This window comes from Mesorhizobium sp. M1B.F.Ca.ET.045.04.1.1, assembly GCF_003952465.1.
Lineage (GTDB): Bacteria > Pseudomonadota > Alphaproteobacteria > Rhizobiales > Rhizobiaceae > Mesorhizobium > Mesorhizobium shonense.
The window spans coordinates 3,573,820-3,597,264 of record NZ_CP034448.1 but is presented as its reverse complement, the minus strand read 5'-3'; the positions used below and the strand labels follow the sequence as shown (position 1 = coordinate 3,597,264).

24 protein-coding genes are annotated in these 23,445 nt (G+C 62.4%); 21 read left to right on the top strand and 3 right to left on the bottom strand.

The annotated features are described in order from the left end of the window. The first annotated feature begins 3 nt into the window (after positions 1 to 3). From tkt to gph, 8 genes are read left to right on the top strand one after another with little or no spacing between them, the layout of a single operon-like run. On the top strand, positions 4 to 2,010 hold the full coding sequence (tkt, locus tag EJ071_RS17620; RefSeq protein ID WP_126098981.1) for a transketolase: 2,007 nt from the start codon (positions 4 to 6) through the stop codon (positions 2,008 to 2,010). Positions 2,011 to 2,021: 11 nt separating this feature from the next. Next, positions 2,022 to 3,101 carry a class II fructose-bisphosphate aldolase gene (fba, locus tag EJ071_RS17615; protein WP_126098980.1) on the top strand — a complete coding sequence of 360 codons (1,080 nt, stop codon included), beginning with the start codon at positions 2,022 to 2,024 and terminating at the stop codon, positions 3,099 to 3,101. A 35-nt stretch (positions 3,102 to 3,136) separates the two neighbouring features. Further along, complete coding sequence (locus tag EJ071_RS17610; RefSeq protein ID WP_126098979.1) at positions 3,137 to 4,597, top strand: form I ribulose bisphosphate carboxylase large subunit; 1,461 nt, start codon at positions 3,137 to 3,139, stop codon at positions 4,595 to 4,597. A gap of 11 nt (positions 4,598 to 4,608) precedes the next feature. After that, the gene (locus EJ071_RS17605) at positions 4,609 to 5,028 is read left to right on the top strand and encodes a ribulose bisphosphate carboxylase small subunit (RefSeq protein WP_126098978.1); all 420 of its coding nucleotides are present in this window, start codon (positions 4,609 to 4,611) and stop codon (positions 5,026 to 5,028) included. Positions 5,029 to 5,052: 24 nt separating this feature from the next. Beyond that, positions 5,053 to 5,991: a CbbX protein gene (cbbX, locus tag EJ071_RS17600; protein WP_126098977.1), complete on the top strand. Its 939-nt coding sequence runs from the start codon at positions 5,053 to 5,055 to the stop codon at positions 5,989 to 5,991. Then, positions 5,988 to 6,674: a ribulose-phosphate 3-epimerase gene (rpe, locus tag EJ071_RS17595; protein WP_126098976.1), complete on the top strand. Its 687-nt coding sequence runs from the start codon at positions 5,988 to 5,990 to the stop codon at positions 6,672 to 6,674. The genes cbbX and rpe overlap by 4 nt, the downstream gene beginning before the upstream one ends. Positions 6,675 to 6,695: 21 nt before the next feature. Then, positions 6,696 to 7,253: a thioredoxin family protein gene (locus EJ071_RS17590; protein WP_126098975.1), complete on the top strand. Its 558-nt coding sequence runs from the start codon at positions 6,696 to 6,698 to the stop codon at positions 7,251 to 7,253. Next, the gene (gph, locus tag EJ071_RS17585) at positions 7,250 to 7,993 is read left to right on the top strand and encodes a phosphoglycolate phosphatase (RefSeq protein WP_126098974.1); all 744 of its coding nucleotides are present in this window, start codon (positions 7,250 to 7,252) and stop codon (positions 7,991 to 7,993) included. Before EJ071_RS17590 ends, gph begins: the two co-directional genes overlap by 4 nt. Positions 7,994 to 8,032: 39 nt before the next feature. On the opposite strand, the gene EJ071_RS17580 is transcribed toward gph, so the two are convergent. Next, complete coding sequence (locus tag EJ071_RS17580; protein ID WP_126102629.1) at positions 8,033 to 8,413, bottom strand: cytochrome c family protein; 381 nt, start codon at positions 8,411 to 8,413, stop codon at positions 8,033 to 8,035. Between the two features lie 284 nt (positions 8,414 to 8,697). On the opposite strand from EJ071_RS17580, the gene EJ071_RS17575 reads away from it, so the two are divergent. The 4 genes from EJ071_RS17575 (at position 8,698) to EJ071_RS17560 (ending at position 11,470) form a co-directional block, all read left to right on the top strand. Next, the gene (locus EJ071_RS17575) at positions 8,698 to 8,907 is read left to right on the top strand and encodes a hypothetical protein (RefSeq protein WP_126098973.1); all 210 of its coding nucleotides are present in this window, start codon (positions 8,698 to 8,700) and stop codon (positions 8,905 to 8,907) included. 40 nt (positions 8,908 to 8,947) lie between these two features. Continuing rightward, complete coding sequence (locus EJ071_RS17570; RefSeq protein ID WP_126098972.1) at positions 8,948 to 9,937, top strand: ABC transporter substrate-binding protein; 990 nt, start codon at positions 8,948 to 8,950, stop codon at positions 9,935 to 9,937. Positions 9,938 to 10,014: 77 nt separating this feature from the next. Continuing rightward, positions 10,015 to 10,761, top strand: coding sequence for an ABC transporter permease (locus EJ071_RS17565; RefSeq protein WP_126102627.1), 747 nt, complete (start codon positions 10,015 to 10,017; stop codon positions 10,759 to 10,761). After that, complete coding sequence (locus EJ071_RS17560) at positions 10,730 to 11,470, top strand: ATP-binding cassette domain-containing protein (protein WP_126102628.1); 741 nt, start codon at positions 10,730 to 10,732, stop codon at positions 11,468 to 11,470. The genes EJ071_RS17565 and EJ071_RS17560 overlap by 32 nt, the downstream gene beginning before the upstream one ends. Before the next feature lie 260 nt (positions 11,471 to 11,730). On the opposite strand, the gene EJ071_RS17555 is transcribed toward EJ071_RS17560, so the two are convergent. Continuing rightward, positions 11,731 to 12,084 carry a hypothetical protein gene (locus EJ071_RS17555; protein ID WP_126098971.1) on the bottom strand — a complete coding sequence of 118 codons (354 nt, stop codon included), beginning with the start codon at positions 12,082 to 12,084 and terminating at the stop codon, positions 11,731 to 11,733. Positions 12,085 to 12,777: 693 nt separating this feature from the next. On the opposite strand from EJ071_RS17555, the gene EJ071_RS17550 reads away from it, so the two are divergent. The 3 genes from EJ071_RS17550 to EJ071_RS17540 all read left to right on the top strand — a co-directional run bounded on the left by EJ071_RS17550 (position 12,778) and on the right by EJ071_RS17540 (position 16,255). Continuing rightward, a complete protein-coding gene (locus EJ071_RS17550) occupies positions 12,778 to 14,697 on the top strand; it encodes a methanol/ethanol family PQQ-dependent dehydrogenase (RefSeq protein ID WP_126098970.1) in 1,920 nt (639 codons plus the stop codon). A gap of 159 nt (positions 14,698 to 14,856) precedes the next feature. Beyond that, positions 14,857 to 15,381, top strand: a complete 525-nt coding sequence (locus EJ071_RS17545) for a c-type cytochrome, methanol metabolism-related (protein ID WP_126098969.1) — start codon at positions 14,857 to 14,859, stop codon at positions 15,379 to 15,381. 61 nt (positions 15,382 to 15,442) lie between these two features. Further along, a complete protein-coding gene (locus EJ071_RS17540; protein ID WP_245460340.1) occupies positions 15,443 to 16,255 on the top strand; it encodes a substrate-binding domain-containing protein in 813 nt (270 codons plus the stop codon). Here the strand turns inward: EJ071_RS17540 and EJ071_RS38550 are convergent. After that, positions 16,236 to 16,481 carry a hypothetical protein gene (locus EJ071_RS38550; RefSeq protein ID WP_189521504.1) on the bottom strand — a complete coding sequence of 82 codons (246 nt, stop codon included), beginning with the start codon at positions 16,479 to 16,481 and terminating at the stop codon, positions 16,236 to 16,238. The two genes, EJ071_RS17540 and EJ071_RS38550, sit on opposite strands and share 20 nt — an antisense overlap. A gap of 201 nt (positions 16,482 to 16,682) precedes the next feature. Here EJ071_RS38550 and pqqB point away from each other — a divergent pair, with 201 nt between their 5' ends. The 6 genes from pqqB (at position 16,683) to EJ071_RS17505 (ending at position 23,208) form a co-directional block, all read left to right on the top strand. Continuing rightward, positions 16,683 to 17,621, top strand: a complete 939-nt coding sequence (gene pqqB / locus EJ071_RS17530; protein ID WP_126098967.1) for a pyrroloquinoline quinone biosynthesis protein PqqB — start codon at positions 16,683 to 16,685, stop codon at positions 17,619 to 17,621. Beyond that, positions 17,618 to 18,373, top strand: coding sequence for a pyrroloquinoline-quinone synthase PqqC (pqqC, locus tag EJ071_RS17525; protein ID WP_126098966.1), 756 nt, complete (start codon positions 17,618 to 17,620; stop codon positions 18,371 to 18,373). Before pqqB ends, pqqC begins: the two co-directional genes overlap by 4 nt. Beyond that, positions 18,373 to 18,669, top strand: a complete 297-nt coding sequence (pqqD, locus tag EJ071_RS17520) for a pyrroloquinoline quinone biosynthesis peptide chaperone PqqD (RefSeq protein WP_126098965.1) — start codon at positions 18,373 to 18,375, stop codon at positions 18,667 to 18,669. Before pqqC ends, pqqD begins: the two co-directional genes overlap by 1 nt. After that, complete coding sequence (gene pqqE, locus EJ071_RS17515) at positions 18,666 to 19,853, top strand: pyrroloquinoline quinone biosynthesis protein PqqE (RefSeq protein WP_245460279.1); 1,188 nt, start codon at positions 18,666 to 18,668, stop codon at positions 19,851 to 19,853. The genes pqqD and pqqE overlap by 4 nt, the downstream gene beginning before the upstream one ends. 245 nt (positions 19,854 to 20,098) lie before the next feature. Then, the gene (locus tag EJ071_RS17510; RefSeq protein ID WP_126098964.1) at positions 20,099 to 21,016 is read left to right on the top strand and encodes an NADP-dependent oxidoreductase; all 918 of its coding nucleotides are present in this window, start codon (positions 20,099 to 20,101) and stop codon (positions 21,014 to 21,016) included. 260 nt (positions 21,017 to 21,276) lie between these two features. Beyond that, complete coding sequence (locus EJ071_RS17505; protein WP_126098963.1) at positions 21,277 to 23,208, top strand: adenylate/guanylate cyclase domain-containing protein; 1,932 nt, start codon at positions 21,277 to 21,279, stop codon at positions 23,206 to 23,208. The last annotated feature ends 237 nt before the right edge of the window (positions 23,209 to 23,445 follow it).

Below are 23,445 nucleotides of genomic sequence, written 5' to 3'. Positions count from 1 at the left end.
GCCATGACCAGCCTGGCAGCATTGAAGTCCGTCGCCACCGCAGTCTCCGAGCGCGACATGGCGAACGCAATCCGCGCGCTGGCCATGGACAGCGTGCAGAAGGCCAATTCCGGACATCCGGGCATGCCGATGGGCATGGCAGACGTCGCGACGGTACTGTTCGGCCGCTTCATCAACATCGACCCGACAACGCCGGACTGGCCTGATCGCGACCGCTTCGTGCTTTCAGCCGGGCACGGCTCGATGCTGCAATATGCGCTGCATTGCCTGCTCGGCTACGAAGATATGCCGATCGAGGAACTGCAGCGGTTCCGTCAACTGGGCAGCCGTACCGCCGGACATCCGGAGAATGGTCACGCGCTTGGCATCGAGACGACCACCGGTCCGCTCGGACAAGGCATTTCGACCGCTGTCGGCATGGCGCTGGCGGAGCGCATGCTAGCCGCCCGTCACGGCGCCGATCTCGTCGACCACTACACCTACGTGATCGCAGGCGACGGGTGCCTGCAGGAAGGCATCAGCCACGAGGCGATCGATCTCGCAGGCCATCTTAAGCTCGCCCGCCTGATCGTGCTTTGGGACGACAACGCGATCTCCATCGACGGACCGACCTCGCTGTCGACATCGATGGATCAGCCAACCCGGTTCAAGGCAGCCGGATGGCTTGTCCAGTCGGTGGACGGCCACGACATGGAGGCAGTCGCCGCGGCAATCGAGACCGCGCGGCAGTCGGATCGGCCATCTCTGATCGCCTGCCGCACGGTGATCGGCAAGGGCGCGCCCAACCTGGGCGGTTCGGAAAAGACGCATGGCGCGCCGCTGGGCGACGCGGAGATTGCCGCGACGCGGCAAAACATCGGCTGGGACTACGCGCCGTTCGAGGTGCCGGACGATATCCTTTCCGCATGGCGCGAGACTGCCGAGCGCGGGCAAGCGGCTCGGCGCGCCTGGCAGCAGCGGCTTGCCGCCTCGCCGCGGCGCGAGGCCTTCGAGCGCGCGATCGGCGGCAGATTGCCCGATGCCGTGTTCGAGGCCCTTGCCGCCTTCCGCAAGGAGAATGCCGAGAAGGCGACCAAGGTTGCAACGCGCAAGGCCTCCGAAATGGCGCTTGCCGCGATCAACGGCGCCACCGAGCTGACGATCGGCGGCTCCGCCGACCTCACGCATTCGAACCTGACGATCACCAAGGGCATGGATCGCATAGCGCCCGGCGACTATGCAGGCCGCTACATTCACTACGGCATCCGCGAGCACGGCATGGCCGCGGCCATGAACGGCATCGCGCTGCATGGCGGCTTCGTGCCCTACGGAGGCACGTTCCTCTGCTTCGCCGACTATGCTCGCGGCGCGATACGGCTCTCGGCGCTCATGAGCCAGCGCGTCGTCTATGTGATGACGCATGATTCCATCGGTCTCGGCGAGGACGGCCCGACCCATCAGCCGATCGAGCACCTGGCGATGCTGCGGGCGACACCGAACCTCAACGTCTTCCGTCCGGCCGACATCATCGAAACAGCGGAGTGCTGGGAGCTGGCGCTGAAGAGCGCGACGCGGCCGAGCGTGCTTGTGCTCTCGCGCCAGAACCTGCCGATGCTGCGCCAGGCACACAGCGACGAAAACCGGTCCAGTCGCGGCGCCTACGTCTTGCGCGAGCCGTCCGCGCACCGCGCTGTGACACTGATCGCCACAGGGTCGGAGGTCGAGATCGCCGTTGCCGCCGCCGAACGGCTGGAGACCGAACACGGCATCGCCGCCGCGGTCGTCTCGATGCCTTGCTGGGAACTGTTCGAGGAACAGGATGCCGACTACCGGAAGTCCGTCCTCGGCTCTGCGCCGCGCGTCGCGGTTGAGGCCGCCGCCCGTCTCGGCTGGGATCGCTGGATCGGCGACACGGGCGCTTTTGTCGGCATGACCGGCTTCGGCGCCAGTGCTCCCGCCCCGGACCTCTACCGGCATTTCGACATCACGACCGAAGCCGTCGCCGCGGCGGCGCTGAAGCTCATCATCTAGGAGGACGGACAATGGCCCGCATCACCCTTCGCCAGCTCCTCGACCATGCCGCCGAGCGCGGTTACGGCGTGCCGGCATTCAACATCAACAACATGGAACAGGGCCTCGCCATCATGGAGGCGGCGAGCGCTTGCGACGCGCCGGTGATCATCCAGGCCTCGCGCGGCGCCCGCTCCTATGCCAACGACATCATGCTGGCCAGGATGATGGAGGCGCTGACCGAGATCCATCCGGCCATTCCGCTGTGCATCCATCAGGATCACGGCAACAACGAAGCCACCTGCCTTTCGGCGATCCGCTACGGCTTCACCTCGGTGATGATGGACGGGTCGTTGATGGCGGACGCCAAGACCCCGACGAGCTACGACTACAACGTCGCCATCACCGAACGCGTCGCGCGCATGGCGCATTGGGTCGGCGCTTCCGTCGAAGGCGAGCTCGGCGTGCTCGGCTCGCTGGAAACCGGCCAGGGCGAGGCCGAGGACGGTCACGGCGCGGAAGGCGCGCTGTCGCACGACCAGCTCTTGACCGATCCCGATCAGGCGGTCGACTTCGTGACCGCCACCCGCGTCGATGCGCTGGCGATCGCCTGCGGAACCTCCCACGGCGCCTACAAGTTCACGCGCAAGCCGGACGGCGATATCCTGGCCATGCAGGTGATCGAGGCGATCCACGAGAAGCTGCCGAACACGCATCTGGTCATGCATGGTTCGTCCTCCGTGCCGCAGGAACTGCAGGACATCATCAACAACTATGGCGGCGAGATGCCCCAGACCTTCGGCGTTCCGGTCGAGGAGATCGAGCGCGGCATCCGCCACGGCGTGCGCAAGGTCAACATCGACACCGATTGCCGCATGGCCATGGCCGGGCAGTTCCGCCGCGTCGCGACGCAGGATCCGCGCGAATTCGATCCGCGCAAATTCCTGAAGCCCGCCATGGGCGCCTTGCGCGACCTTTGCCGCGATCGTTTCGAACGCTTCGGCACCGCCGGCAACGCCTCGAAGATCAAGGTCATCGCCATGGACGAGATGGCGAAACGCTATGCCGCGGGAAAACTCGACCCGCAAATCGCAACCGCGAAAGCCGCCTGAGCGGCGGTCCGCCAAAAAAGGAAAGGACCGGCACCATGCCCAACAGATCCGAAACCGTGACCGGCAAGGACCGCTACAGGTCCGGTGTCATGGAATACAAGAAGATGGGCTATTGGGAGCCCGACTACGAGCCGAAGGACACCGACATAATCTCGGTGTTCAGGATCACGCCGCAAGACGGTGTCGACCCGATTGAGGCCGCGGCAGCCGTCGCCGGCGAATCCTCGACCGCAACCTGGACGGTGGTCTGGACCGACCGGCTGACGGCGAGCGAAAAATACCGCGCCAAGGCCTATAGGGTGGACCCGGTGCCGAACGCGCCCGGACAGTATTTCGCCTATATCGCCTACGACCTCGACCTGTTCGAGCCGGGTTCCATCGCCAATCTTTCGGCATCGATCATCGGCAACGTCTTCGGTTTCAAGCCGTTGAAGGCGTTGCGGCTCGAAGACATGCGTTTTCCCGTCGCCTATGTGAAGACCTTCCAGGGTCCGGCGACCGGCATCGTCGTCGAGCGCGAGCGCCTCGACAAGTTCGGCCGCCCGCTGCTCGGCGCCACCGTCAAGCCGAAGCTCGGCCTGTCGGGCCGCAACTACGGGCGCGTCGTCTACGAGGCGCTCAAAGGCGGGCTGGATTTCACCAAGGACGACGAGAACATCAACTCGCAGCCTTTCATGCATTGGCGCGAGCGCTTCCTCTACTGCATGGAGGCGGTCAATAAGGCACAGGCCGACACGGGCGAGGTCAAGGGCACCTATCTCAACGTCACCGCGGCCACCATGGAGGACATGTACGAACGGGCCGACTTCGCCAAGGAGCTCGGCTCCAACATCGTCATGATCGACCTTGTGATCGGCTACACGGCAATCCAGTCGATGGCGAAATGGGCGCGCAGGAACGACATGATCCTGCACCTCCATCGCGCCGGCCATTCGACCTACACGCGCCAGAAGTCGCACGGCGTCTCCTTCCGCGTCATCGCCAAATGGATGCGGCTTGCCGGCGTCGACCACATCCATGCCGGCACCGTGGTCGGCAAGCTGGAGGGCGACCCGGCGACGACAAGGGGTTACTACGACATCTGCCGCGAGGACCATAACCCGATGAAGCTGGAGAACGGCATCTTCTTCGACCAGCACTGGGCATCGCTCAACAAGCTGATGCCGGTGGCATCGGGCGGCATCCATGCCGGCCAGATGCATCAGCTCATCGACCTGCTCGGCGAAGACGTCGTGCTGCAGTTCGGCGGCGGCACCATCGGCCATCCAATGGGCATCGCCGCGGGTGCCACCGCAAACCGCGTTGCCCTCGAATGCATGATCCTCGCCCGCAATGAGGGTCGCGACTATGTGCGGGAAGGACCGCAGATCCTGGAGAACGCAGCCAAAAGCTGCCTGCCGCTGAAACAGGCGCTCGAGACCTGGAAGGACGTGACCTTCAACTATGCCTCGACCGACACGCCGGACTTCGTTCCGGTGGCTACGGCAGCCGAATAAGGAGAACCGTCATGCGTATCACCCAAGGGGCCTTTTCCTTCCTGCCCGACCTGACCGACGACCAGATCCGCGCGCAGGTGCAGTATTGCATCGACAACAAATGGGCTGTCAGCCTCGAGGTCACCGACGACCCTCACCCGCGCAATGTCTATTGGGAGATGTGGGGTCACCCGATGTTCGACAATCCCGACGCGGCGGCGCTGATGATGGAGCTGAACGCATGTCGCAAGCTCTATGGCGACCGCTATATCCGCGTCGTCGCCTTCGATTCCTCGCATGGCTGGGAATCGGTCAAGCTCTCCTTCATCGTAAACCGCCCGGCCGAGGAACCCGGCTATCGGCTCGAGCGGCAGGAGGCCGCAGGCCGCATGATCCGCTACACCACCAGGCCCTATGCCGCCGACAAGCCGGCTGGAACGAGGTACGGCTGATCATCGCGACAAGAGGAGAATGCCATGTCGGCGCCAGCCCTGGCCGAAACGGAAGTGCCTCAGAATGCCGTCCCGACGGCGATCGACCTGCGCGAGGAATTCGAAACTTCCGGCGTCAAGGACGTCCTGGCCGAGCTCGACCGCGAGCTGATCGGGCTCGCCCCGGTCAAGAGACGCATCCGCGAGACGGCGGCGCTCCTGCTGGTCGAGCGGGCCCGCCGCCGCATGGGCCTCGCGCACGAGACGCCGACGCTGCATATGAGCTTCACCGGCAATCCCGGCACCGGCAAGACGACCGTCGCGCTGCGCATGGCCGACCTGCTGCATCGGCTGGGCTATATCCGCAAGGGCCATCTGGTTTCGGTGACGCGCGACGACCTGGTCGGCCAATATATCGGCCACACCGCGCCCAAGACCAAGGAGATCCTGAAGAAGGCGATGGGCGGCGTGCTGTTCATCGACGAGGCCTACTATCTCTATCGCCCCGAGAACGAGCGCGATTACGGCCAGGAGGCGATCGAGATCCTGCTGCAGGTGATGGAGAACCAGCGCGACGACCTCGTGGTCGTCCTCGCCGGCTACGCGCAGCGGATGGATCGCTTCTTCGAAAGCAATCCGGGATTCCGCTCACGCATTGCCCACCACATCGACTTTCCCGACTATTCCGACGACGAGCTTCTCAGGATCGCGGAACAAATGCTCAACCAGCAAAATTACCTGTTCGACGCCAAGGCAACCGCCGCAATGGCCGATTACATCGCACGCCGCCGCGCGCGGCCGCATTTCGCCAATGCCCGCTCGATCCGCAATGCGCTCGACCGCGCACGGCTGAGGCAGGCCAACCGCCTGTTCGAGAGCAGCAAGGGACCGCTCGACGCAAAGGCGCTGTCCACGATCTCGGCCGAGGACATCACCGCCAGCCGGGTGTTCGCGCTAAATCTTGGCGAAGGAGAAAGCAAATGACCGCAAAGACCATCATCGCCCCTTCCGTTCTGTCGTGCGATTTCTCGCGGCTCGGCGACGAGGTCGAAGCGGTCGCGCGGGCAGGCGCCGATTGGATCCATCTCGACGTGATGGACGGGCATTTCGTGCCCAACATCACTTTCGGCCCGCCGGTGATCAAGACAATCCGCGATCGAACGGACAAGGTCTTCGACTGCCATCTGATGATCGCGCCGGCCGATCCCTATCTCGCTGCTTTCGCCGAGGCCGGCTGCGACATCATTACGGTGCATGCCGAGGCCGGGCCGCATCTCGACCGTTCGCTGCAGGCGATCAGGAGCCTCGGCAAGAAGGCCGGCGTGTCGCTCAATCCGTCGACGCCGGAAAGCGTCATCGAATATGTTCTCGACCGGCTCGATCTGGTGCTTCTGATGACGGTCAATCCGGGTTTCGGCGGCCAGGCCTTCATCTCGGCGGTCCTCGACAAGGTCAGGCGTGTCAAGGCGCTTGTCGGTCAACGTCCGATCGATATCGAGATCGACGGCGGCGTCACGCCAGAGACAGCTCCCCTGGTCACCGCGGCCGGCGCGAATGTGCTCGTCGCAGGGTCCGCCGTCTTCAAAGGTGGCACCGAGGCTGCCTATCGCGCCAATATCGGCGCGATCAGACAAGCGGCCGACGGAGCGATCCGGCGAGCCGCGTGACCTGCTTGGTCGGAGGATGACATGGCGGCAATCCCACCTGTCTGCGATTTCGGCTGGCAAGCTGTCGATGCCTTCTTGCCCGGCATCGACGGGAAATCGCATTCGATCCTCGGCCAAGCCGGACCCAACGGGCTGGTCGTCGCCTTCATCTGCAATCACTGCCCCTATGTGAAGGCGGTGATTTCACGCATCGTGCGTGATGCCGACGACCTCAAGGCCGAAGGGATAGGCTTCGTCGCAATCAACTCCAATGATGCCGACGCCTACCCGGACGATTCCTTCGACAACATGAAGCTCTTCGCCAGGGCGCACGCGTTCACCTTCCCGTATCTCCGCGACGAGTCGCAGGCAGCGGCGCGCGCCTATGGAGCCGTGTGCACCCCTGATTTCTTCGGCCTCAACAGCGAGCTGACGCTGCAATATCGTGGCCGGCTGGACGCATCGCGGCGGGACGCCGGACCGCCGGGCCTGAGGCGCGATCTGTTCGAGGCGATGAAGCAGGTTGCCCGAACCGGTGACGGACCGCTTGACCAGATCGCTTCGATCGGCTGCTCGATCAAATGGAAGGATGCCGCATGAACGTCGGCGCAAGCAGGCCGTTTCGGCCGCAGAGGGCGATCCTTTTTGATCTCGACGGCACGCTGATCGATTCGGCGCCCGACATAACGGCGGCCGTCAACGAGCTGCTGGCCGGCCGCGATCTGGCGCCGCTGCGTGTGGGTCAGGTCAAGGCAATGATCGGTGGCGGCGTCACGAAGTTGGTCGAGCGGGCCTTCGCAGCCTCGGGGTCACCGCTTCCCGGCAGCGCGCTCGAGGAGGCCAACCGCGACATGGCGCCGATCTACCGCAGGCATCTGACCGGCCTGACGAGGCTGATGCCTGGCGTCAGGGAGGTGCTCACGCACTTCCACCTGAACGGAACGGCCATGGGCGTTGTCACCAACAAGCCGCAATTGGCGACTCGCGAAATCCTGCTGCATTTCCACTTGACGGATTATCTCGGCGCGATCGTCGGCGGAGATGCGGTGACATGCCTGAAACCGGCGCCTGATGCCCTGCTGCTGGCGCTCGACCAGCTTGGGGTCGAACCCGCCGACACGCTGATGGTGGGAGACAGCAGCAGCGACGTCGGCGCCGCGCGCGCCGCCGGCATGCCCGTCGTTTTGCTGCGCGGCGGCTACACCCAGGTCCCCGTCGAAGAGCTTGGCGCAGACCTTGTCTGCGACAGCCTGCTCGATCTGCCTTCCGCGATGCAGAGGCTGCGCGTGCCGCTGCTTGATCCCGCAGCGTCGATTATGGCGGTCGCCGGTCGATCGTAAATCGAACGGCCGGCGAAGCCGTTGCTTCGGGAATTGCCCTTACTTCGAGAACTGCTTGAGATAGGCGATGACGTTGGCTACGTCCTTGTCGTCCTTGAGGCCGGCAAACGCCATCTTTGTGCCTTTCACCATGGCCTTTGGATCGTGGAGATACGTCGTCAGCGTTGGTTCGTCCCATTTGACGCCGGACTTTCCGGCCGCAACCATGGCCTGGGAATAGCTGAATCCCGGATGCGTGCCGGCCGTTCGACCGATGACGCCGTTCAATGACGGGCCGACTTTGTTCTGGTCCTTGTCCGCGACGTGGCAGACCTTGCATTTGGTGAAGACCTTCTCACCCGCCGCGGCATCCTGCGCATGAGATTGGTTCGTGATGGAAGTCACCAAGGATACGGCGGCGAAAAATGTGATAGCGCGCATGGCATTCCCTCGTTGATCGTCAACATGCCCCGGTTGATTTGCATGCCATTGCTTTGATGAAGTCAACCATACGAAAGTCCAGAGCACTCCGGCACCGAAGCGACCCGCCTTGTCCTTTCGCCTTTGTTGACGGCCTTAGGGCGAACGCGTAGCTTCAGGTCATTCCGGATTCCATGGGCACCTCGGGAACCCGGCAGGCTGATTGTCCAGGCTGAGATTTACCCAGGCAGTGGGGCGGGCAGGATTTCGCCAGAGCGGGCGTTTTTGCACGCAAGAGGTGCCGGATGAATATGGTCGACCTCGTATTGACGGTTTGCCTGAGTGCCAATCCTGGCGATTGCCAAGACGAGCATCTCTATTTCGAGAGCCGTGGCTCTCTGTTCCAATGCATGATGCTGGCGCCCAGCGAAATCGCGAAATGGTCGCAGGAACACCCGACCTTCAAGGTCAGGCGCTGGAAATGCGCTTTCCCGACGAAGGACAAAGCGATCTGACCGAAGCCCCTGGTTTGTTGCAGTCCCGGGAGGGAACTTCATGATTTCGCGGCGGGAAACGCTCCGTTTGGGGGCTCTTGGAACGGCCGCGATTCTTGGCTCACACCCCATTGCCGCCTCCGCCGCGTCCAAGGTTCGCATTGGCGTGCTGAAGTTCGGCACGGTGAGCTGGGAGCTTGATACGCTGAAGGAACACAAGTTCGACGCGGAGAACGGGATCGATCTGGACGTTGTCTATTTTGCCGGTGAGGACGCGACCAATGTCGCGATGCTGGCCGGCGCGATCGACATCATCGTGACCGATTGGCTCTGGGTCTCGCGCCAGCGCTCGGACGGCGGCGACGTCACATTGGCCCCCTATTCGACGGCCGTCGGGGCGATCATGGTGAAGGACGCTTCGCCGATCCGCTCGATCACCGACCTCAAGGGAAAGAAGATCGGCGTCGCCGGCGGCGCCCTCGACAAGAGCTGGCTGCTGATACAGGCGCTGGCCAGGCGCGATCACGGCCTCGACCTGCCGGCGATCAGCGACGTCGTCTTTGGCGCGCCGCCGCTGATCTCGGAAAAGGCAATCCAGGGCGAACTCGATGCGGTGCTCAATTTCTGGCACTTTTGCGCCCGGCTCGAGGCCAACGGCTTTCGTCGGCTGATCGGCGCCGACGATGCGGAGAAGGCGCTCGGAGCTTCGGGCCCGGTATCCGCGCTCGGCTATGTATTCCACGACAGATGGGCGAACGAAAATCCGCAAGCCGTCCGCGGCTTCCTCAAGGCTTCCACGCAGGCCAAGGATCTGCTGGCCAAGTCCGACGAAGAGTGGCTGCGCCTTGCGCCGATTGTCCGCGCGGAAGGCAAGGAACTGGCAAAGCTGCGCGACCGCTATCGAGAGGGCATCCCCAGGCGGCCGGTCGCCGAGGAAGCGGCCGATGCCGGCAGGCTCTATAGTGTGCTGGCCGGGATCGGCGGCGAAAAGCTGGTCGGCAGTTCGCCTGAGATGGCACCGGGCACGTTCTGGCAAGAGCCGGCGAAATGACCGCAAGCGACTCCGGCGATCGCACGCCTGGCAACACGGCTGACATTTCCAGCCGTCCCGGCCCTCGAGCGACGCTGATGCCCGCGCTGACGGTGACGATCTCCCTGCTCGGGCTTTGCCTGCTGTGGAGCCTGGCGGCGAATGCCTGGCCGAGCCGTGCCTTTCCGGGGCCGGGACAGGTCTGGCAGGTATTGCTGAGAGAGGCGGCGAGCGGCGATCTTTTCTACCATCTCGGCGCAACGCTGGGCCGGGTTGCCGCGGCATACGTCGTCGCGATGATTGTCGGCTCGGTGATCGGCATTCTCCTCGGCAGCTATCGCGGCGCGGACCGGTTCTTCAATCCCTGGGTAATTCTGTTCCTCAATATCCCCGCGCTGGTGATCATCGTGCTTGCCTACATCTGGTTCGGCCTCAACGAGGTGGCTGCGATAGGCGCGGTTGCCGTCAACAAGATCCCGAATGTCGTGGTGACCATGCGCGAGGGCGCCAGGGCGCTGGACCCGAGTTACGCCGAAATGGCGGCTGTCTACCGCTTCGGTCCCCTCGACCGCGTTCGCCATATCCTGCTGCCGCAACTGCAGCCCTATCTGGCCGCGGCCTCGCGTTCCGGCATCGCGCTCATCTGGAAGATCGTTCTGGTGGTCGAACTGCTCGGCCGCTCCAATGGTGTGGGCTTCCAGATCTATCTTTACTTCCAGCTTTTCGACGTCGCCGCCATTCTTGCCTACACGCTGGCATTCGTGGCGGTGATGCTCGTCGTCGAACTTCTTCTGGTGCAGCCCGTTGAACGACATGCAACCCGCTGGCGCCGTCGCCCCGCTTAGGGTCGACATCGCCGAAAAGACCTTCAGGTCCGCGCAAGGCGTCTCGGTCACGGCGCTCAAGAACCTTTCGTTCGAGGTCCGGCAAGGCGAATTCGCTTGCCTGCTCGGACCGTCGGGCTGCGGCAAGACCACGACGCTGCGTATTCTGCTTGGGCTCGACAGGCAGTTTTCCGGATCCTTCCAGCTGCCTGAAGGCGGCTCGAACCGCATAGCCGCCGTGTTCCAGGAACCCACCCTGCTGCCGTGGCGGACGGTGGAGCAGAATGTCAGGCTGGCACTGCCAAAAGGCCTGCGAGCGAAAAATCTCGACGGGCTGTTCGACACTCTCGGCCTCGCCGGCATGCGCTCGCTCTATCCGGCCGAACTTTCGCTCGGTCTTGCGCGTCGGGCAGCGCTTGCGAGGGCCTTCGCGACCGAGCCGGCGATGCTTTTCCTGGACGAGCCCTTCGTGTCGCTCGATGAACGCACCGCCGAACGGCTTCGGCACATGCTTGTGACCGTCTGGTCGGCGCGACCTACGACCGCCCTGATGGTGACGCACAATCTGACCGAGGCCCTGATGCTGTCGGATCGCATCATCGTGCTCGCGCCCAGGCCCGCGCATGTGCTCGGCATTTTCGACGTAAGGCTGCCCAGGCAACAGCGCAGCCCGGAGGCGACGAGCGACCTTTTGCGGTCGTTCCATCAGCAATTTCCAGGTGTGACCTGATCGCCCTGCAACGGGCGAATGCTCTTGAGGAGCACTAAAACGGCCGACACGCATAAATAGCGCGTCGCGACGAAACCGATTCAGGCCACGCACTTTGAGTCTTGTTTTGATTTATGCCGTTCACCCAAAACCGCTGCGCACTTTTGGGCGACCTGGCATTAGAGCATGATCCCGAAAAGTGGGAACCGGTTTTCGGAGCAAGATCATGCTCCAACAAAGAGTTAGACCATGATGGCGATTCAACGAAACGCCATCGCGGTCTAGAAGCAACGCACGTCGGCTTCCGCTTGAGCGCGCTTCAACTCCGTTCGCGCGGCTTTCGCCGGCGCGCTTTCGCGAAACAGGCCTGCATTTTCGCCCGTCGTCAGAGACATGCTCTTGAAGGTCTCGGCCCGCTCGTAATGGTCGTACGGGAGGATTGAGGCGATGACATCGATCGAACAGGAACAACTCTCCAACGCCTGACGCGTCTGGCCATTCGTCTGCATGCAGCCGAGCACATAATCTACGACCGTCGCCGTCGGGTAGTCTCCCGCAACGCCGGCCGAATTTGCAAGGACCGGTGTCGGTGTAAGGAGGAGCGGCAGGATCGAAAATCCAACATATCTGATCATGAGAATTCCTCCGGTTGCCGGGGCGCGGTGCATCGAGACTGCATTACCCGCGCCAGTTGGCGACATGCCGAAAGCCCGGTCAACCTCTCATCGCCTCCATATAGGACCAAAGGAGGAATGCCCGGCCCCTCGCCAACAGCGTTTCGGGGCATCTGCATGACCCATCCCGCATCCATCTTTCTAGGTTTTTCCCACAACTCGCTCACTACCGATAGCCAATAAGAGCCGTCGCTAACACGGTCGCTAAAATATGTCGAAATAAATCCAACTGCTATCACATAGATAATACATCGAAGTAAGATTCTTCAATTTTTATTTTCCGATCACCGCCATTCTGCGGCCTGGCATCGTGAAAAGTTTCTATTATTCTTCTATATATTGCGGTGCAACAATAAATATTGCAGTGCAAAATTTTCGGAGGGGTTTTTCCTTGCCTGGCATTTTGCAATGACATAGCCTTACCTCGTTTCCGGCTTCAAGGACGCCGCTGTAATTCGGGAGCGGCGGCAGTCTTTCGTAGGCCAACTGGGCGGGTGCAGGGCTAGGCTAGGTAGGTAGAGGTCAGAAATGTACCTCTTCTGAACTGGTCTAGGTCGTGACACGCTGCCGGAAATACTTCCCACGATGAATCGCATGTACTGGCTCTTGCGAGCTTGAATATCGATTTCTTGTTATCAACCTGGGAGGATTTTAATGCGCGCACTTACGCAAGCTACCTACATCGCAACGACCACCGCGCTACTGTCGTTAGGCGCGCTCTATACGGCGTCAGCCAACGAAGAACTCGCGAAAATGGCCAAAAGTCCCAAGGACTGGGTGATGCAGACGGGTGATTACGCCAACACCCGTTATTCGACACTCAAGCAGATCACCAAGGAGAACGTGAAGAACCTGCAGGTCAAGTGGACCTTCTCGACCGGCGTGCTGCGCGGCCATGAGGGCGGCCCGCTAATCATCGGCGACGTGATGTATGTTCACGCGCCGTTCCCGAACACCGTCTACGCGCTCGATCTCAACAAAGACGGAAAGATCCTCTGGAAATACGAGCCCAAGCAAGACACGAACGTCATTCCAATCATGTGCTGCGACACGGTCAATCGCGGTGTTGCCTATGCGCCTGCAGATGGCGACCGCCCGGCGTTGATCATTCTCAACCAGGCCGACACCACCGTCGTGGCGCTCGACGCCAAGACCGGCAAGGCTGTCTGGTCAGTCAAGAATGGCGAAAACACCGACGGCGGAAAAGGTGAATCCGGCACGTCGGCGCCCGTGGTCGTCAAGGACAAGGTTCTCGTCGGTGTCTCCGGCGCGGAATTCGGCGTCCGCGGCTGGCTGGCCGCCTACGATCTGAAGGACGGCAAGCTCGCCTGGAAGGCTTATTCGGAAGGTCCGGATGCAGAAACCCTGATCGATCCCGAGAAGACCACGCAGCTTGGCAAGCCGGTCGGAAAGGACTCCGGCACGAACACCTGGGAGGGCGAGCAGTGGAAGACCGGAGGCGGCACGACATGGGGATGGTATTCCTATGATCCCAAGCTCAACCTCGTCTACTACGGCACCGGCAATCCCTCGACATGGAACCCGGTTCAGCGCCCCGGAGACAATCGCTGGTCGATGACTATCTTCGCCCGCGATGCCGATACCGGCATGGCCAAATGGGTCTACCAGATGACCCCGCATGACGAATGGGACTTTGACGGCGTCAACGAGATGATTCTCGTCGACGGCATGGAGGTCAAAGGCAAAAAGCATGACGTGCTGGTCCATTTCGACCGCAACGGTTTCGCCTACACCATGGATCGCGCCTCCGGCGAGCTTCTCGTTGCCAAGAAGTACGATCCGGCGGTGAACTGGGCGACTGAGGTCAACATGGACCCCAAGAGCAAGGAGTATGGCCGTCCGCAGGTCGTGGCCAAGTATTCGACCCAGCAGAACGGCGAAGACACCAACTCGACGGGCGTCTGCCCGGCAGCGCTTGGAACCAAGGACCAGCAGCCGGCCGCCTATTCGCCGAAGACCGGGCTGTTCTACGTGCCGACCAACCATGTCTGCATGGACTACGAGCCATATAAGGTGAGCTACACGGCCGGCCAGCCTTATGTGGGCGCCACGGTGTCGATGTACCCCGCGCCTGGCGGTGACGGCAACATGGGCAACTTCATTGCCTGGGATGCTGCCAAGGGCGAGATCGTCTGGTCGAAGCCCGAGCAGTTCTCGGTGTGGTCGGGCGCGCTGGCGACCGCCGGCGACGTCGTCTTCTACGGAACGCTCGAAGGCTACATCAAGGCAGTCGATGAGAAGGGCAAGGAACTCTACAAGTTCAAGACCCCGTCCGGCATCATCGGCAACGTCACGCCCTTCGAGCATGACGGCAAGCAGTACATCGCCGTTCTGTCCGGCGTCGGCGGATGGGCCGGCATCGGCCTCGCCGGCGGATTGCTGTCACCCGATAACGCCGCTGCCTGGCATGGCGCCGTCGATCAGGGCCGCGCTCAAGGCGATCAGGCCGCAGTCGTTGGAACCGCCGGTCTCGGAGCAGTCGGTGGCTACGCAGCTCTTGCCGACTACACGACGCTGGGCGGCCAGCTGACCGTCTTCGGTCTTCCGGACTGATATCCGGAAACGGCCTTAGAGACCGAAGGCCTGAAAATACGAGAGCCCGGATCGCCCGGAGATTTCCGGGCTCTCGATTTGACGCGCACCCCAAACATCGATCTATGCCGCGGCGCGACGGCACACCCTTTGTCCTTGGCAAAAGAAGGAAGCGTCTGAATGTCTGTTCGCATTGCAATCTCCGTTCTCGCCCTGGCTCTTCTGCCTCTGGCCGGCTCAAGTCTGGCGCGGGCCGAGGACAGCGCCGAAAAAGCCAAGGTGGTGAAGGAAGAGGGCGGCAAGTATTTGGACGCGGATGGAAATCCAACCTACAAGATCGAAAACGGGACCGTGGATTGGTATACGTTCAGCGGTTATCGCCGCTATCACTCTGACTGCCATGTCTGTCACGGACAGGACGGAACAGGCTCGAGCTACGCGCCGGCCCTGGCGAACAGCCTGAAAAACATCGACTACCCCACTTTCCTCTCGATCGTCGCCCAGGGCCGCAAGAATACTGGCAGCGGCAAGGAAAACGTCATGCCTGCCTTCGGCGACAACAAGAACGTCTATTGCTACCTGGACGATCTCTACGTCTATCTGCGCGCCCGCGCCGACGGCGCGGCACCCCGCGGCAGGCCGCCCAAGCACGAAGACAAGGCTCAGGCGGCCAAGGATGCCGAAAAATCCTGCATGGGGGGATGAAGTGACCGCTCGCGTTGCACCGAAGCCGCGCATTGTCTTGCTGATCCTCGGCGCACTCGCCATGCCGCCGTCGAACGCCCAGGCGCAAAGCGCAGGCCTCGGAGCAGCGGGCGAACTGGTCGACCCAGATACGCTGCGCGTCTGCGCCGATCCTTCGAACATGCCGTTCACCGACCAGAACGGCCAAGGTTTCGAAAACAAGCTGGCTGAGCTGGTCGCCAGGAAGACGGGAAGGAAGTCGGTCGCCTACACATGGTTTCCAACCGTCATCGGCTTCGTGCGCAACACGCTTGCCGCCAACCGATGCGACGTCATCATGGGCTATGCCCAGGGTGATGAGCTGGTTCAGAACACCAACGCCTACTATCGTTCCTCCTATGTGCTTGTGCATCCGAAGGGCGACGACCTCGAGGGTGTCGAGACGATCGAGGATCCGAAACTCACCGGCAAGAGGATTGGCGTCGTCGAACGCACGCCGCCGACTGCCAACATGGCCGCCAACAAACTCTTGCGAACGGCAAAAATCTACCCGCTGGCCGTCGATACGCGCGTCACTCCGTCGATGGGAGAGGTCGTGATCAAGGACATGCTTGCCGGCAAGATCGACGCAGCGATCCTGTGGGGACCGATGGCAGGCTACTATGCCAAGCAACTCAAGGCGAATGTTGAGATCGTGCCGCTGGTCAAGGAAAGGACCGGCTCGCGCATGTCCTACCGCATCACCATGGGGGTACGTCCATCCGACCAGGAATGGAAACGCACGCTCAACAAAGTGATCCGGGAGAACCAGGCAGAGATCAACAAGCTCCTGCTCGACTACAACGTGCCGCTGATCGACGAACATGACAACGCGATCACGGCGACGCCGGGGTGAGCTTGATCGGCGCGAAATTTGGAGAGGCGATGGAGGAAGGAACCGATCTTCGAGGCAGATAGTTTTCTTTAGTTGTTTGAGAACCCGGTGTTTCATTTGTCCATTTGTGAAGTGATGGACGAGCCATTGCATTGCCCGCAATGGCACCAACGACATGACCCGCCCCCTTCGGGCCGGCAAAAGAGGAGAATGCCATGAAGAAGAAGAGCTGGAAGAAACCGACCATGTGCCAGGTTGCTGCGGGCTTCGAAATTTCGCGGTATCTGCCTGCTGAAATTCCTCCCAGGAAGTAGGCCGCAAGGGTGCATGTCCCTGACAACAGGGGCATGCACCCAGTTGCATGTCAGGGCTTTGCTGCAGGAAACGCGGACGCGAAGCCGTTACCGCCGAGAAGCCAGTCAAATGGGCTGCGGAGCAGGCATTTGCCATGCGCGTAAAGATCATCGGATCGGCGGCCGGAGGCGGCTTTCCGCAATGGAATTGCAACTATCGCCTGAGCCGCGCGGCTCGCGCCGGGATTTCCGGCGTGCATTCGCGAACCCAATCATGCATTGCCGCGTCGGCGGACGGGGCAGGCTGGGTTCTCTTCAACGCGTCGCCCGACATTCGCCAGCAGATTGCGCAAACGCCTGAACTGCAGCCCGCAGCCGACGCGCCGCTGCGCTCGACGCCGATCCGCGCGGTGGTGCTGACCAACGCCGACGTGGACCATATCGCCGGTCTGCTTAGCCTGCGTGAGCGACAGCCTTTCGCAATCTATGCAACGGCACAGGTGCTGGCGACGCTGGAGGCGAATTCGATTTTCAATGTTCTCGATCCGGCGATCGTGCCGCGGCGCCTCCTGGCGCCAATGGAGGACCTGGCGATCCGCGATGCGGACGGCCACGAGACCGGTGTGGTCGTCGACGCCTTTCCCGTGCCCGGCAAGATCGCGCTCTATCTCGAGCAAAGAGGCGATCCTAGCGCCGATTTCAGCTCCGACACGGGCGACACGATCGGGGTTCGCATCGCCGGCACCGGCAGTCGCGGCGCTGTCTTCTACATCCCGGGCTGCGCGCGCGTCGATGCCTCGCTGCGCACTCGTGTGGCCGATGCCGCCTGCCTTCTGTTCGACGGCACCGTCTACACGGACGACGAGATGATCATTGCCGGCGTCGGCCAGAAAACCGGTGCGCGCATGGGGCACATCGCGATGTCCGGAGAAGCGGGTTCGATTGCCGGCCTGGCCGATGTGAAGATCGGCCGCCGTATCTTCGTCCATGTCAACAACACCAATCCTGTTCTCGACGAGAATTCCGCCGAACACGCGGCGGTCAAAGCGGCTGGTTGGGAAGTCGCCGGCGATGGGATGGAGATGGAATTTTGAGCGATTTCCAAGGCGCGGCCAGAGGTGGCCTGTCCAAGAGCGAGCTCGAGGCCGTGCTGCGGCAGGTCGGTGCAGAACGCTATCACAACCGCCATCCTTTCCATCACAGAATGACCAGCGGCGACCTGTCGAAAGCCGAAATGCAGGCCTGGGCGCTGAACCGCTATTGCTACCAGGCCGTCATTCCGCGCAAGGACGCCATGATCCTGGCACATGCCGACGATCCGGCGTTTCGCGCCGCCTGGCGCAGACGCATCGAGGACCACGACGGCGGGGACGGCTGGAGCGGCGGCATCGCGCGCTGGCTGCATCTGGCAACCTCGCTCGGGCTCGATGCCGAAGACGTCAAGAGCGAAAGGCTGGCGCTGCCGGCGACCCGTTTCGCCGTCGGCGCCTATCTCTCTTTCTGCACGAACCGGACGCTGCTCGAGGCGGTCGCGTCGTCGCTGACCGAGATGTTCTCGCCGACCATCATCGGCGAGCGCGTGCCGGCGATGCTGGCGAAATACGACTACATCACCGAGGATACGCTGGCCTATTTCAGCCGGCGGCCCGAGCAGGCATCGCGCGATGCCGACTTCGCCCTCGCCTACGTGCTGGGCCACGCCGATACGGCGGAGCGCCAGCAACAGGCGATCGATGCGCTTGTGTTCAAATGCGACATACTCTGGGCCATGCTCGACGCGCTTCAACATGCCTATGGCGCGCCGGGAAACATACCGCCCGGCGCGTTCCGCCCGGAGGCGGTCTGATGATGGCGCTGCGCGAAAGGGCCATCGTGTCGCTGCAATCGGTGCCATCGCTGCCCAAGCATGTGCGCATACAGTACGACCCCGTGCGTCAGGCCTTCGCCGTGCTTTCGCCGGAAAAGGTATTCTGGCCGAACGAGATCAGCCTCGACATATTGCGCCGGTGCGATGGGCGGTCTAGCGTCGGCCACATCATCGCCGATCTTGCCTCCGACTATGACGCCGATCAGGAGGCCGTGGCGGCCGACGTCATCGCCTTCCTGCAGGAATGGTCGGACAAGCTTTTGGTGAAGCTATGAGCGAGCCCATTCTCCCTCCGATCGGCATGCTGGCGGAACTGACGCATCGCTGCCCGCTGCAGTGCCCTTATTGCTCCAACCCGCTCGAATTGCTGAAAGCCAATCGCGAGCTCGACACTGAGACCTGGCTCGATCTCTTCTCGCAGGCCGCCGATCTCGGCGTTCTGCAGGTGCATCTGTCCGGCGGCGAGCCGACGCTGCGCCGGGACCTGGAGCAATTGATCGCCGGGCTTTCGGCTCGCGGTGTCTACACCAACCTCATCACCGCCGGTATCGGCATAGCCGAAGGCCGCATCGAGGCGTTTGCCGAAGCCGGGCTCGACCACCTGCAACTGAGCTTTCAGGGCGCCCGGCCGGCAACTACCGATCGCATCGGCAACCATCGGGGCAGCCACGAAAAGAAGCTTGAGACGGCACGCCGCGCGCGGGTGATCGGCCTGCCGCTTACCATCAATGCGCCAATCCACCGTCACAATATCGAGGAAGTGCCGGAGTTCATCGATCTTGCCCTTTCGTTGGGTGCGGAGAGGCTCGAGATCGCCAACGTCCAGTACGCCGGCTGGGCGCTGGCCAATCGCGATGCGCTGATGCCCGAACGCGCCGCGGTCGACCGGCAGGCGGACATCGTCGCGGCGGCGCGCGAAAGGCTTACCGGCATTATGAACATCGATTTCGTTCCGCCGGATTATTTCGCCATCTATCCCAAGCCGTGCATGGGCGGCTGGGCGCGCGACGCCTTCATGGTGACGCCCGATGGCACCGTGCTGCCGTGCCACGCCGCGCAGACCATTCCTTCGCTTCGCTTCGAGCGCTTCGGAGAGCGCTCGCTTGCCGCGATCTGGACCGATTCACCGGCATTCAATGCCTTCCGCGGCACCGAGTGGATGCAGGAGCCGTGTCGAAGCTGCGAGCGTCGCGAGGTCGACTGGGGCGGCTGCAGATGTCAGGCGATGGCGATTGCCGGCGATGCCGCGGCAACGGATCCAGCCTGCGTCAAGTCGCCGATCCACACTCGCATGGCGATGCTGATCGACGCCGCGTTGGCGGAGGCCACGCCGGTGGCAGATGAAAATGGCGCGGAAAATTTCATTTTCCGGCGGATAGGCGCCACAACTCGGCCGGACGTGCCCGACCACCCGCCAGTTCACCAACCACCGTCGATGGCGACTTTGCGGAGCCGCTGATCATGTCGGATGTCGTTGAGGCTGGCGAACCGCATGAATCGGCAATGCGGCTCGGGCGGCCGCTGTGGAAAGTCCTTTGAGCGTGGAGCCAAAATCCGGTTCAAGATTGAAGGCATGATTTGCCTGGTGGAGTCGCATCCATGGCATCGATTCAATAACCAAAGGGTCGTTGGATCCACCAGTTTCGATATTTTCGCTCGTCGGCAAAGGAACTCGGAAGACCTACAACAAAGGCAGATTGACGAATGAAGGCAATTGTTGTGACGGACCAGGCCTCTGGAACAGCCGGAATGAGGCTGGTGGAGCGGCCGGAGCCGCAGGCGGCGATAAACGACGTGGTCGTTCAGGTTCATGCGTCGGGATTCGTCCCGACGGAGCTAGCGTGGCCCTCGACCTGGACCGATCGCCTCGACCGTGACCGGACGCCGTCGATCCCCGGACACGAGCTGGCGGGGGTGGTGACCGCTCTCGGCTACGGCACAGCAGGACTGTCGCTGGGACAGCGGGTGTTCGGCCTCGCCGACTGGTATCGTGACGGCACCCTGGCGGAGTATATAGCTATCGAGGCACACAACCTCGCGCCGCTGCCCGGCGACGTCGACTTCACGGTGGGGGCTAGCCTGCCGATCTCGGGACTGACCGCATGGCAGGGGCTGTTTCAGCATGGCCGTCTTCGGGCGGGGCAGAGCGTCCTCGCCCACGGCGCGGCCGGCGCAGTCGGTTCGATGGTGGTGCAACTCGCGCGCGAGGCCGGCGCCTACGTCATCGGAACCGGGCGCACCGCCGACCGTCAGACGGTACTCGACTTCGGTGCGCAGGAGTTTGTAGACCTCGAGAACGACCCTCTGGAAGACGTCGGCCGCGTCGATCTGGCGTTCGATGTCATAGGCGGCGACATCCAGAAGCGCTCTGCAGGCCTGATTCGAGCCGGAGGAACACTGGTGTCGGTCGTCGGCCCACCAGAGGCGCGGCCCGACGACGGCCTGGCGGTCGACTTCGTTGTCGAGTCCGACCGTACCCAACTGTGTGAGATCGTCCAGCGGGTGCGGGACGGACGACTGCGTAAGAATATCGGCAGCATCGCGACCCTCGACGATGCGGTCGCCGCCTTCAACCCGACCGAGCGGCGCAAGGGGAAGACGGTCATCCGCGTTCGTCCGTAAACGGCACGCGCCTATCGTTGCAGGCGGCCGGCCGGCACCATCCAGAACCCTTCTTAAGCTATTGATTTCATTAATTATTTCGCGATTTGTATCAGAAATCTTCCTGCATTGTTCCGTATGGTTCTGCGACCTGCCGCGCAGCCGAATTTCGCTCCGATATGCTTCCTTAACGCCAATTTCGGATTCCAGGCATCCGAACAAGGGCTCGCTCGCGCCGTTTCTTAGGCTAAGATTGTTCCAACTGGCGGGAGGTCCGTTCCTTGCGAGAAGAGCAACGCAGGCTTGCGGCGATCTTGGCTGCCGACGTGGCAGGTTACTCGCGGCTGATGGCGGCCGACGAGTCGGGAACGCTGGGACGGCTGAGGCGGCTCCGAGCTGAGGTATTCGAGCCCAAAATCGCCCGGTTCCACGGACGCATCGTCGGCTCGGCCGGGGACAGCCTGCTGATCGAGTTTGGGAGCGCGGTTAACGCCGTGCAGTGTGCGATCGAGCTGCAGCGCGAGCTGGGCGGCGAGAACGAAGGGCTCCCCGAAAACCGGCGTATGGCGTTCCGTATGGGCGTAAACCTCGGCGACGTGATCGTCGAAGACGACACGATATACGGAGACGGTGTGAACATCGCGGCACGGCTTGAAAAGCTCGCGGAGCCTGGTGGCGTTTGCATCGGGCGCGCCATTTACGATCAAGTAAAAGGCAAACTCGAATACGTCTATACGGATATCGGCGAGCAACGGGTTCACAACATTGCGGAGCCGGTGCGCGCTTACCGTGTCATGTCCATTGAGCAATCCCCCACCAGCTCGTCCGTGCCGTCGGCCAAGGATGATGCGCTTCCGTTCCGCAACCGACCATCGATCGCCGTGCTGCCTTTCACCAACATGAGCGGTGACCCGGAGCAGGAATATTTCTCCGACGGCATCACCGAGGACATCATTACGGACCTCAGCAAGGTCGGGGCGCTGGCAGTCACCGCGCGCAACACGACCTTTACCCTCAAAGGCAAGTCGATGGATGTCAGCGAAGCGGCGCGGCAATTGCGCGTTTCGCATGTGCTGGAAGGCAGCGTACGCAAGGCGGGTAGTCGCGTTCGCATCACCGCACAGCTGATCGACGGGATGAGTGGGCACCATGTGTGGGCCGAGCGCTACGACCGTGATCTCAACGACATATTTGCGCTCCAAGACGAGATCGCCCGGGCCATCGTCGATGCCCTGAAGATCCGGCTGATGCCGGCCGAGTATGCTGCCATCGGCAAGCGCACGACCGAGAACGTCGAAGCCTATCAGTATTACCTCATGGGACGGCAGCATTTCTTGCGCCTGGGCCGTCGCAATCACCTTTCCGCCCGACGCCTCTACCAGCGGGCGCTCGAGATAGATCCCGAATACGCGCTGGCGCGGGCCGGGCTGGCGCTAGCTGAAGGCATGTTGCTGAGATCCGGAGATCCCAGCGCAAACCTTATCACCTTGAGCGCCGAGGCGCAGCGCGCGCTGGCTTTGGACTCGACGCTGGCGGAAGCTCACGTGGCCCACGCGATGGCGCATTTCCAGAAGGAGCAAATCGAGCTCGCAGGCGCCGCCTGCCGGCGAGCAATCGCGCTCGATCCCGATCTCTACGAGGCGCACAGGACCCTGGGCGATGTGCTGCGCATGGAGCGCAAGTTTGCAGAGGCCGCGGCCGCCTACGAGAAGGCGGCGGAGGTTGATCGCAACAGCTATGGTGCGATGTGCATGCTCTGGGATTGCCGCAAGACCCTGGGCGACGAGGAGGAAGCCCACAGGCTTTCAGGGGAGTTGCTCACCCGCATCGAGAAAGCCATGCAGCTCTATCCGGACGACGGGGCAGCCTATGCCTATGGTTGTTACATCCTCCACAATCTCGGCCTGGACGAACGCGCCGTGCAGTGGGCCGAGCGCGCGATCACCATCGACCCGGAGGACTATAGCAGCCACTACAATGTCGCGTGTTTCCTGGCGGCGATCGGCGCCATCGAAAAGGCGATCGACACGCTGGAGCACTGCGTGCCGCAGCTTGGATTGCAGCAAGTGCACTGGATGGCGCAGGACGTGGATATGAATCCTGTGCGCGATCATCCGCGTTATCGGGCGCTGATCGAGCGCCTGGAGGTCAGTTTGGCGAAGGCAGAAGGCCAATCAGGAAGCGGAACCGAAGGGCGGCCTTCCGGAGGTTAACGCATGTCGCGCAAAAGTGTGCAGCGGTTTTGCGAAAACGACATGCATAAAAACAAAGACCTAAAGCGCGTCGCCTGGATCCGTTTCATCGCGACGCGCTTTTAGAGTCATTTCCCGCTCGGGACTGCGAGACGGCTTTGGGTCATGACATCCGATTCCGAAAGGCCGTGTCGCGCTGGTCGGTGACGCTGCGCCGCCGAGCGACGCAAGCCGCATGAGGGATCACAAGCCCCACAC

Coding starts and splice junctions, on each gene's coding strand:
- tkt (WP_126098981.1), top strand. CDS start 4: ATGACCAGCCTGGCAGCATTGAAGTCCGTCGCCACCGCAGTCTCCGAG.
- fba (WP_126098980.1), top strand. CDS start 2,022: ATGGCCCGCATCACCCTTCGCCAGCTCCTCGACCATGCCGCCGAGCGC.
- EJ071_RS17610 (WP_126098979.1), top strand. CDS start 3,137: ATGCCCAACAGATCCGAAACCGTGACCGGCAAGGACCGCTACAGGTCC.
- EJ071_RS17605 (WP_126098978.1), top strand. CDS start 4,609: ATGCGTATCACCCAAGGGGCCTTTTCCTTCCTGCCCGACCTGACCGAC.
- cbbX (WP_126098977.1), top strand. CDS start 5,053: ATGTCGGCGCCAGCCCTGGCCGAAACGGAAGTGCCTCAGAATGCCGTC.
- rpe (WP_126098976.1), top strand. CDS start 5,988: ATGACCGCAAAGACCATCATCGCCCCTTCCGTTCTGTCGTGCGATTTC.
- EJ071_RS17590 (WP_126098975.1), top strand. CDS start 6,696: ATGGCGGCAATCCCACCTGTCTGCGATTTCGGCTGGCAAGCTGTCGAT.
- gph (WP_126098974.1), top strand. CDS start 7,250: ATGAACGTCGGCGCAAGCAGGCCGTTTCGGCCGCAGAGGGCGATCCTT.
- EJ071_RS17580 (WP_126102629.1), bottom strand. CDS start 8,413: ATGCGCGCTATCACATTTTTCGCCGCCGTATCCTTGGTGACTTCCATC.
- EJ071_RS17575 (WP_126098973.1), top strand. CDS start 8,698: ATGAATATGGTCGACCTCGTATTGACGGTTTGCCTGAGTGCCAATCCT.
- EJ071_RS17570 (WP_126098972.1), top strand. CDS start 8,948: ATGATTTCGCGGCGGGAAACGCTCCGTTTGGGGGCTCTTGGAACGGCC.
- EJ071_RS17565 (WP_126102627.1), top strand. CDS start 10,015: ATGCCCGCGCTGACGGTGACGATCTCCCTGCTCGGGCTTTGCCTGCTG.
- EJ071_RS17560 (WP_126102628.1), top strand. CDS start 10,730: ATGCAACCCGCTGGCGCCGTCGCCCCGCTTAGGGTCGACATCGCCGAA.
- EJ071_RS17555 (WP_126098971.1), bottom strand. CDS start 12,084: ATGATCAGATATGTTGGATTTTCGATCCTGCCGCTCCTCCTTACACCG.
- EJ071_RS17550 (WP_126098970.1), top strand. CDS start 12,778: ATGCGCGCACTTACGCAAGCTACCTACATCGCAACGACCACCGCGCTA.
- EJ071_RS17545 (WP_126098969.1), top strand. CDS start 14,857: ATGTCTGTTCGCATTGCAATCTCCGTTCTCGCCCTGGCTCTTCTGCCT.
- EJ071_RS17540 (WP_245460340.1), top strand. CDS start 15,443: ATGCCGCCGTCGAACGCCCAGGCGCAAAGCGCAGGCCTCGGAGCAGCG.
- EJ071_RS38550 (WP_189521504.1), bottom strand. CDS start 16,481: ATGGTCGGTTTCTTCCAGCTCTTCTTCTTCATGGCATTCTCCTCTTTT.
- pqqB (WP_126098967.1), top strand. CDS start 16,683: ATGCGCGTAAAGATCATCGGATCGGCGGCCGGAGGCGGCTTTCCGCAA.
- pqqD (WP_126098965.1), top strand. CDS start 18,373: ATGATGGCGCTGCGCGAAAGGGCCATCGTGTCGCTGCAATCGGTGCCA.
- pqqE (WP_245460279.1), top strand. CDS start 18,666: ATGAGCGAGCCCATTCTCCCTCCGATCGGCATGCTGGCGGAACTGACG.
- EJ071_RS17510 (WP_126098964.1), top strand. CDS start 20,099: ATGAAGGCAATTGTTGTGACGGACCAGGCCTCTGGAACAGCCGGAATG.